The following is a 7,970-nucleotide window of genomic DNA, read 5'->3' on the forward strand; positions in this document are numbered from 1 at the left end:
GGGTCGCACGGGATGCAGTGGCCCCCGACGCCGGGTCCGGGAGTGAAGGGCATGAATCCGTAGGGCTTTGTTGAGGCGGCATCGATGACGTCCATGACCTCCATGCCAAGTCCCTGGCAGATATCAGCGAACTCGTTGGCCAGCGCGATGTTCACGGCCCGAAAGGTGTTTTCCACGAGTTTGGTCATTTCCGCCACGTCCGCCGACGGGACTTTGTGGACCAGCTTGGTGCTCACGCTCAGCAGCGCCGCAGCGGCGTCGCCGCAGGCCTGGGTCACCCCGCCGACAACCCTGGGGACATCTTCGTGCGAAAAGGCGTCTACCCCCGGGTTGATGCGTTCGGGCGAGAACGCCACGAATATGTCCCGTCCCGGGATCAAGCCCTTGGCTGCCAACGGCGCGGCAAGGAGGTCCCGGGTGGACCCGACGTAGGTCGTCGAGGTCAGCATCAAGAGTTGGCCGGGGACGGCAAATTCGACCACGGAGGCGCATGCTGCCCGGAGAATTCCGAGGTCAGGAACGAGGTATGGATCCACGGGAGTGGGAACGCAGACAACGACCGCGGCGGCACGCGCCAGCAACGACAGATCCGTGCTGATCATGAAGGCTGGGTCACTAAGTGCGGAGTCCAACCGGACTTTGTCAGAGTCGAGCAGGTCCGCCTCTTGGGAGCGGATGACGGCCAACCGCGCCTCGGAGACGTCGAGCCCGAGAACACGCCGGCCGGAAGCATTGATAGCCAGCGCTGTGGGGAGTCCAACATAGCCGAGGCCGACGATGGCCACGTCGAAGCTGAAGGGCTGCGCACCATCCGCCGGTTCGTTGAATGGCACTGTGGTGATGGCCTGCACGGGGGCCGCGGCCCGCGGGAGCTCCTCCGGCCATTGAGAGTCCGCGTCGGTCAGCGGAGCGACTTCCGGCGCCTTGGTTCGGCGATTCTTCGTTTTGGTGTTCGGCGTCATGATTCTTCGACCTTCCGGTTTTCGTGCTGTCCCATTGACTTTCTGTGCCGGAGAAAAGGCCGACGACGGAGTGGTCTGGGTTCCACGGCTACTTCCCAACTCGTCACCGGTTCAGATCTGGATGGCTTTTCCCGATCGAATGGAAGGCGTCTGACGTCGGAGGAACGGGGGACATGGATTTGCGGCCCCCGATGCCGAGAGTCAGGTGCATTTTGCATTGTCCGGGATTCCAGTTCGTCCCCGTTTTTTCTATGCCCCAACATGATTCAGAGTAGGAACCAGGCGCTACTTCAGGCACGAGTGGGGCCTACCCGTCTTTATCGCGGGGCGCCACAGAAGCGGCAGTCGAATACCCGTTTCGACACCGCCCCACCACTCGCTTGGCTACTCGGCAACGGGGTGGACGAAAGGGGCAGACAGCGTAGCCGAGCTTGTGTTTCAGGGTCCGCGGCCATGGGAGGTGGGCGTGTTGAGACCGCAGACGGGCAGGGAATCGCCGCGAGATGACGGTCCGTTAAAGCTCAGGAACACAGGTGCAGCGTTAGCCGCCGGCAGACGTCAACGGGATGTGGAGGTCACAACGCCACGCGGGTTCCAGCGGAAAGCCGGCGTGACGTCCGGCCGGTTCAGCACACTACGGAGTTGGCACTCTCTGGGTCAGCGCGCTGCGGGCATATCGCCAGGGCTACCGGCCGAGGCCTGGCCGAGGGCGTCCTCGGCTGCGACCCAGGAGAGCATGGCGCACTTTACCCGGGCGGCGTATCTGGACACGCCTTCGAAGGCGGCTGCATCGCCGAGGATTTCCGGATCGGCCGGGACCTTCCCGCGGGAGCGCAGCACCTCCCGGAAGCTGTCGATCACACGCTGCAGTTCCTCCGGTTCCAGGCCTTCGGCCAGGTCCGTCAGCACGGAGGCGGACGCCATCGAGATGGAACAGCCATCGCCGTCCCAGCGCAGTTCGCTGACGTTTCCGCCGGCCACCGAGACCCGCAGGGTGATCTCGTCGCCGCAGACGGGGTTAAGCTGGTGCGACTGGCCGCTGCTGGCCCCCGCCGGCACCGCGGCAGCGGACAGGCCGCTGCCGTGCCGCGCCTTGGAATGTTCCAGGATGATCTGTTGGTACAGCTGGTCAAGACTCATGCAGTGCCGTCCTCAAGCTTGGAAGTAGCCGCGGACACCAGCCACGGCGTCGAGGAACGCGTCGACGTCGTCGGTGGTGTTGTACAGGTAGGTGCTGGCACGGGTGCTTGCTGTGAGCCCGAGCCGGCGGTGCAACGGCTGAGCGCAGTGGTGGCCCACGCGGACGGCGATGCCACGGCTGTCGAGGAACTGCCCGACGTCGTGGGCGTGCACCCCTGCGACGTCGAACGCGGCCAAGCCGATCCGTTCCCGGCCGGCCGCGGGGCCAAGCACGCGGACGCCCGGGATGGCCTCCAGCCCTTCCACGAGCCGCCGGCCCAATTCGCTTTCCCACGCGTGGATCCGCGACAGGCCCGTTTCGCTCAGATAGTTGGCGGCCGCGGCCAGCGCCACTGCCTGCGAGATTTTCTGGGTGCCGGCCTCGAAGCGCTGCGGGCTGGGCAGGAAGGCAGCGCGTTCCATGGTGACGGTGGTGATCATCGATCCGCCGGTCAGGAAGGGCGGCATGGCGTTCAGCAGCTCCGAGCGACCGTACAGGCCGCCGATCCCTGTGGGGCCGAGCATTTTGTGCCCCGAGAAGACGGCGAAGTCCACGTCCAGGTCCTTGACGTCCAAGGCCAGGTGCGGGGCGGACTGGCAGGCGTCCAGCACCACAAGGGCACCGGCCGCCCGGGCGAGCGATACCAGCGCAGACACCGGGTTAATGCTGCCTAGGACGTTGGAGGCGTGGGTGAAGGCCAGCACGCGGGTGCGGCCGCCGATCAGCCGGGCAGCGGCGTCGAGATCCAGGGCTCCGGCGTCGTCCACCGGAATGAACTTCAGCGTTGCGCCGGTCCGTTCGGCCAACTGCTGCCAAGGAATCAAGTTGGCGTGGTGCTCCATCTCCGTGACCACGATTTCGTCGCCGGCGGCGAGCGCGAAGCGGGCGGATTCGGCCGGGGCGCCGGGCAGGGAAGCGTTCAGGAAGGAGTAGCTAATCAGGTTCAGGCCCTCGGTGGCGTTGGAGGTCCAGACCAGCTCGTCCTGATCCGCACCAATGAAGGCGGCCACCGTCTCTCGCGCGTCTTCAAACGCTTCGGTGGCCTCGACCGCCAGGTAGTGCGCGCCTCGGTGCACGGCAGAGTTCCGCTGCTCGTAGAACTCTTGTTCCGCTTCCAGGACGCTGAGCGGGTTTTGCGACGTGGCGCCTGAATCCAGATAGATGAGCGGGTGCCCGTTGACGGACCGGTTCAGGATCGGGAAATCATTGCGGATCCGCATGACCTCCTCGTTGCCCAGCGCCGTGGCAGAGCGGAGGAGATGGGCTGGCGTGGCAACCATAGACAAGACTCCTGGATCGGCTTTCGCTGCGGCGCAAGCGGCTTACCCAGAGGATAGGCAGGCGCTATTACGTCACGCAGATTAGACCTAATTATTCCACGTTCCCGCGAGGCTGCTGAGCAGCGCCAGCGGAGCTGGCAAAAGCGAGCGCGGCCGCCCCCAGCCGGAGGTCCTATATCGGCTGCAGGGACGCCTCCGTTGGTGGCATGGAGTAAGAAAACGCCCCGTCTGCGGACCGAGCGTCCGAAGGCGGGGCGTTAATAGTTCGCGATGATCGATGCGGTTTTCGTGCACCGCACCTCTTCCGGTTCCACGTCTTTCAGTGGTGCAGACCGTTTAAGGGAGCCGGCGGCGGCTGGGGGGAGAGCCTCGGTCTCAGAAGGCTCTGACGCCGCCGGCTCCGTCTTCGGGGTACGGCTGCCGGCAAGGGCACCGTACGATTCCAATGAAGGAGTTCGGATATGAAGGGTGAGACGTTTTCGGAACTGGCTTAAGTCAATCGCGGCCTCCCAAGCTGCACACGAGTAGGGATTACCCGACTTCTCCTGCGGTCTTCGTTATCCCACTACTTAGGCATACTCCCGCACGGCCGTCTTGTCACGCAGTAGTTACCCAATGGGCACGCGTGAACGCCCAGAACCCGGTGATTGGCGCCGGCCCCACAGGGGGCAGCCAGCCGGCATGGACATCAGGCGGGCGGCAGATCGCGTTGGACGTCCACGAGCTCGGCACGGCGGCTCACACCGAGTTTCCCGAAAATCCGGTAGAGATGCCCCTCCACAGTCCGTTGGGAAACGGTCAGCCGGGCGGCAATCTCCGCGTTCGAAGCGCCGCCCGCGACCAGCTTCAGAATTTCGGACTCCCGGGATGTGAGGTCGGCGTAGTGTTCACCGCGGACGATGTTCATGTTGCCGGACATGCCGGCCGCGACCATCCGGTGGTGAACTTTTCGTTGGACGGCGGTGAGCTTCCACTTGTCCGAATCGCCTTCCAACAAATGCGCGGCCTGCTGCCCGGCCTCGAGCGAAAGCAGGAGATATCCGGCGCTCATCGCTTGGTCGCTGAGCGCCATCAGTTCGGCGGAGTCAGAGGCGGCGACGGCGAGAGCGTAGGCCCGCAACAGTCGAGCCTCCGGACCCTCAACGGCATCGCTGCTGGCAGCCAGGGCCCTCGCGGCCGCTGCGTCCCCGCCGCGCAGGGCGAGCCGGCGAATGTCGGTCTCTACAGCTGTGAGTCCCTGCCGTTGCGCCTCTGTCGCGAGCCGGTTGAGCTCGCTCATGTCCTCGTCTCTGCCACTCCTGTTGTCGCTTCCGTTGCCATTGCCACAGGCAATTTCAGCGGCCGTGCAATAGCCCTCAGCAAGGAGCCTGAGGGTCTCCGGCTCCCGGTAGACAGCGCCTCGGAAGGCGGTTGCCTGTTCCTTCGCCTCGTCGGTGCGTCCGAGGGCGGCCGCGGCATAGGCTGTGACGGAGTGGGCAAAGGCAAGCAGTTCCCAAGGATCGACCACGAGGAGTTCCTCTACCCCGAGCAGCAACTCGGCCAGACTTTCCGGGATCCGCCCCTGCCGTAGCCGGGAGTAGCCACGCATCACATGCAGCAGTCCCCCGCTGTACAGCAGCCGAGAAGGCAGGCCGGCGGTGTAGTCATCGAGCACCGAAGCGAGCTCTTCCCACTCCCCTGCCCGGATCAGGTTCAGACAGTGTCGTGCCAGCACGTCTTCGTAGACCAGGGGAAGTCCGAGGTCGGCGCTCTGGACCCCGCGCCAGGCCTCCCGATCGATGCCCAGCCCCGCCAGGACACGGCCTCGGGCAGAAACCAGCCCGGCAAGGCGGGAAGCCGCCGGAATCCGGATCTCCGGGTTTCCCTCGGTGGCGGCGACAAGCTCTTGGAGCCGCACCTCGAGCTCCGCGACCCCTCCGTCCCAGCCGTGCAGCAGGAGACCGGTGGCGAGGCCAACGCTCGGCGCTGCCCAAGGGCGCTGTGCCGTACCGCCCGGTCCGGCCCCTGCTGCGCCGGCCTCAAGCGGCAGTTCGGCGGCCGCCGGCGGTTTTCCAAGCCGGGCGTAGAGGAGGGCAGCGAGATAGGATACACGCCCGTAACGGAGCGGCTGAGCGGACTCAAGGTGGCCTGCCGAAACCTCGTTCAGGCCGAGGACATAGCTTGTGTAGGCCAGCTGGATTCGCGCTTCGGACAGGAAGACATCCTCGCGAACGGCTCCCGCGGCACGGAGCGCCGTCGCGGTATCAAAGGCGATGTTGGCCGCCGCAGCACCCCGGATCAGGTCCGGGGACGCGAGGGCAGCGCCGGAATCAAGTGACCATCGCAATTGGTTCAGAAATGCCTCCGGGAGCGCCGTGCCTGTCCACGGAAGTGCCATGAGATCGGCTCGGAGGCTGGCGCTTCTGGCAGCAGGGACGCGGCCCCGGATGATTTCGCCGATGAGCGGGCTGGCTGGCCTGACGATGCGGTCGAGGCCGCGTGAGACCGTGATGATCCCTGCACTCTCAAGGGCGTCGACAGCCCGTGGACTGCTGAACCGGAGAACTTGGCCCAGCGACAGCGGGCCGGCCAGGGCCACGATGTCGGCAGCGGTCTTCTCCTCCGGGGACATGGAGCGTACCTGGTGGTCCACCAGGTCCGCGGCCGGGATCCCACCAAGATCCGGCGGCGCCAGCAGAAACCATGTTCCGCGGCGCTGCCCGATTGATCCGGTCGTCCGTGCGTGGTCGATCAGGGACAGCAGCATGAACGGGTTGCCCTCAGTCAGCTTGGCAAACAGCTCGCTGACCCACGGTGACACATCAGCCTGCAGCGCTTGTTCGCAGAGCTGGTGCACCTCGGCCCGGCTCAGGGGTCCCAGGTCGAACTTTGCGATGATGCCGTCGTCCCACAATGCCAGGAACTCTTCGGGGATCAGCGGCCCGGGCCGGCAAGTGGTGAGCAGCCGAGCCGCGCCGGTGGCGACCGCCTCCGCAACCAACTGGATGGTCCCGCGGTCGAGACTCTGAGCGTCGTCAATCACGAACAGCGTGAGGGCCGGTTCGGATCTCAACTTGGCGGTCACGGCCCCGAGCACAGCCGCATAGGAGTCGAGTTCGTGTGCCGGAAGCCCTGCCAGATACGGTGCCAGCGCACCGAACGGGACGGCCGCGAGAGCCGGGGTGGCGGCGAGCCTGACCACCATCCCGTGCGGCTGCAGATCGGCTAGGACCGCCTTGACGACTGCCGTCTTCCCGGACCCTGAACCGCCGACAATCAGGGCCCCGGCCCGACCGGCGTCGCGAAGGCAGTGGACCACGTCCCTGACGACGCCGGACCGGCCGATGAGGGCTACGGTATCAGTCAGGCCTTCCACTCGGGGCCACTCTCGACGTCGTCGACCGCAACCGGGGCACCCGCACCGGCCCTGGGCAGGTCAACCGATGCGGGCGCTGGCCGCCGGACTCGAGATGACATCTTTGAGCTCCGATCGGCTCGCGACATGGAGTTTTGCGTACACCTGGTACAGGTGCCCCTCCACCGTGCGGACGGAGACGTGCATCTGTTCGGCGATCTTGCGGTTGGATGCCCCTGCTGCCGCCCGGACAGCCACTTCGCATTCCCTGGCCGTGAGCGTCGAGGTGGTCAACGAATGCAGTCCGTTCTTGGGGCTCCCGAACCTGTCATCGAGGGACTGTTCCGCACGCTGCGAAATGCGCAACGCTATTCGGTTCCCGGCCTCGTTGGCGCAATAGACCGCCCGCCGGGCAACGTCGCGGGCGAAAACGGCATTCCCGGCGGCGTCAGCGTCCTTGGCAACAGCCAGCAGCTGCTCGCTGCCGAATTCCTTCACTCCATCGGCCAGGCGCAGGCACAGCAGGGCGAACTGTCCGGTTACCTGTCCGGCGATGCCGGACAGCTGCTGGCACAGCTGCCGATCCCCCAGCCTGGCCGCCGCAGAGAGGAAGAGCAGTCCGGTAGAAAGGGCGCCGTCGTCGGCGTCACTGTCCGCTTCGGCGACCAAGGTTCGGATCGCAGAAGCCCGCTGACCAAGTTCGGCAAGCGAGCAGAGCTCAAAGTAGCGCGCCAATCGACGCACCAGCCAGGAACCCTGGCGTCGCGGCTGCGTCACGTCAGAGAGCAACTGGGTGGCTGTTTCCTCGTCGCCGGCCAGCGCGGTCGCGTAGGCACAGGCCGCCGTGGCCAGACCGGACAATGCATCCGGGTCCTGCACCCGGAGCTGCCACATCCCGGCCTCAAGCCACGGGATAGCGCCGTTCAAGTGCCCGTTGTGGAGATCGATGACGCCCTGGCCGATTTCATACATCCCGCCAAGGCGCGCCTGCGGCTCATCGGTGGCGGATGTTGCCGAAAGGAAGGACGCCGCCTCCCGGAACTTAGCTGACAGCAGCATCAGGAGCAGGAACCGGCCGCGGATCTCTCGGATCGTGCGGTCGGCCAAAGGAACGGACTCCGCTGCTGCGATGACCTGCTTGCCCAGTGCCACTGCTGCCAGGACATCGCCGCTRACGGCCATGGCTTCGCAGAGCAGGCTCGCGGTGTGGATCC

Annotated in this window: 5 protein-coding genes; all 5 read right to left on the reverse strand. The window is 65.8% G+C overall.

Going from position 1 to position 7,970, the window contains the following annotated elements:
- Positions 1–962: nucleotide sugar dehydrogenase (locus tag AB4Y86_RS07150; RefSeq protein WP_441401383.1), on the reverse strand; the 962-nt coding region annotated here is incomplete at its 3' end.
- A 657-nt stretch (positions 963–1,619) separates the two neighbouring features.
- A complete protein-coding gene (gene sufU / locus AB4Y86_RS07155; protein ID WP_441401385.1) occupies positions 1,620–2,102 on the reverse strand; it encodes a Fe-S cluster assembly sulfur transfer protein SufU in 483 nt (160 codons plus the stop codon).
- A gap of 12 nt (positions 2,103–2,114) precedes the next feature.
- Entirely contained in the window at positions 2,115–3,428 is a 1,314-nt protein-coding gene (locus tag AB4Y86_RS07160) for a SufS family cysteine desulfurase (protein WP_441401387.1), read from the reverse strand.
- A 682-nt stretch (positions 3,429–4,110) separates the two neighbouring features.
- Positions 4,111–6,777, reverse strand: a complete 2,667-nt coding sequence (locus tag AB4Y86_RS07165; RefSeq protein WP_441401389.1) for a LuxR C-terminal-related transcriptional regulator — start codon at positions 6,775–6,777, stop codon at positions 4,111–4,113.
- Between the two features lie 60 nt (positions 6,778–6,837).
- On the reverse strand, positions 6,838–7,970 hold a 1,133-nt coding region (locus AB4Y86_RS07170; RefSeq protein ID WP_441401391.1), incomplete at its 5' end, for a LuxR C-terminal-related transcriptional regulator.

The organism is Arthrobacter sp. 2YAF22_2, from assembly GCF_052114645.1.
GTDB lineage: Bacteria > Actinomycetota > Actinomycetes > Actinomycetales > Micrococcaceae > Arthrobacter.

Bases quoted from the DNA above. Each gene is read 5' to 3' on its own strand.
- sufU (WP_441401385.1), bottom strand. From the start codon at position 2,102: ATGAGTCTTGACCAGCTGTACCAACAGATCATCCTGGAACATTCCAAG.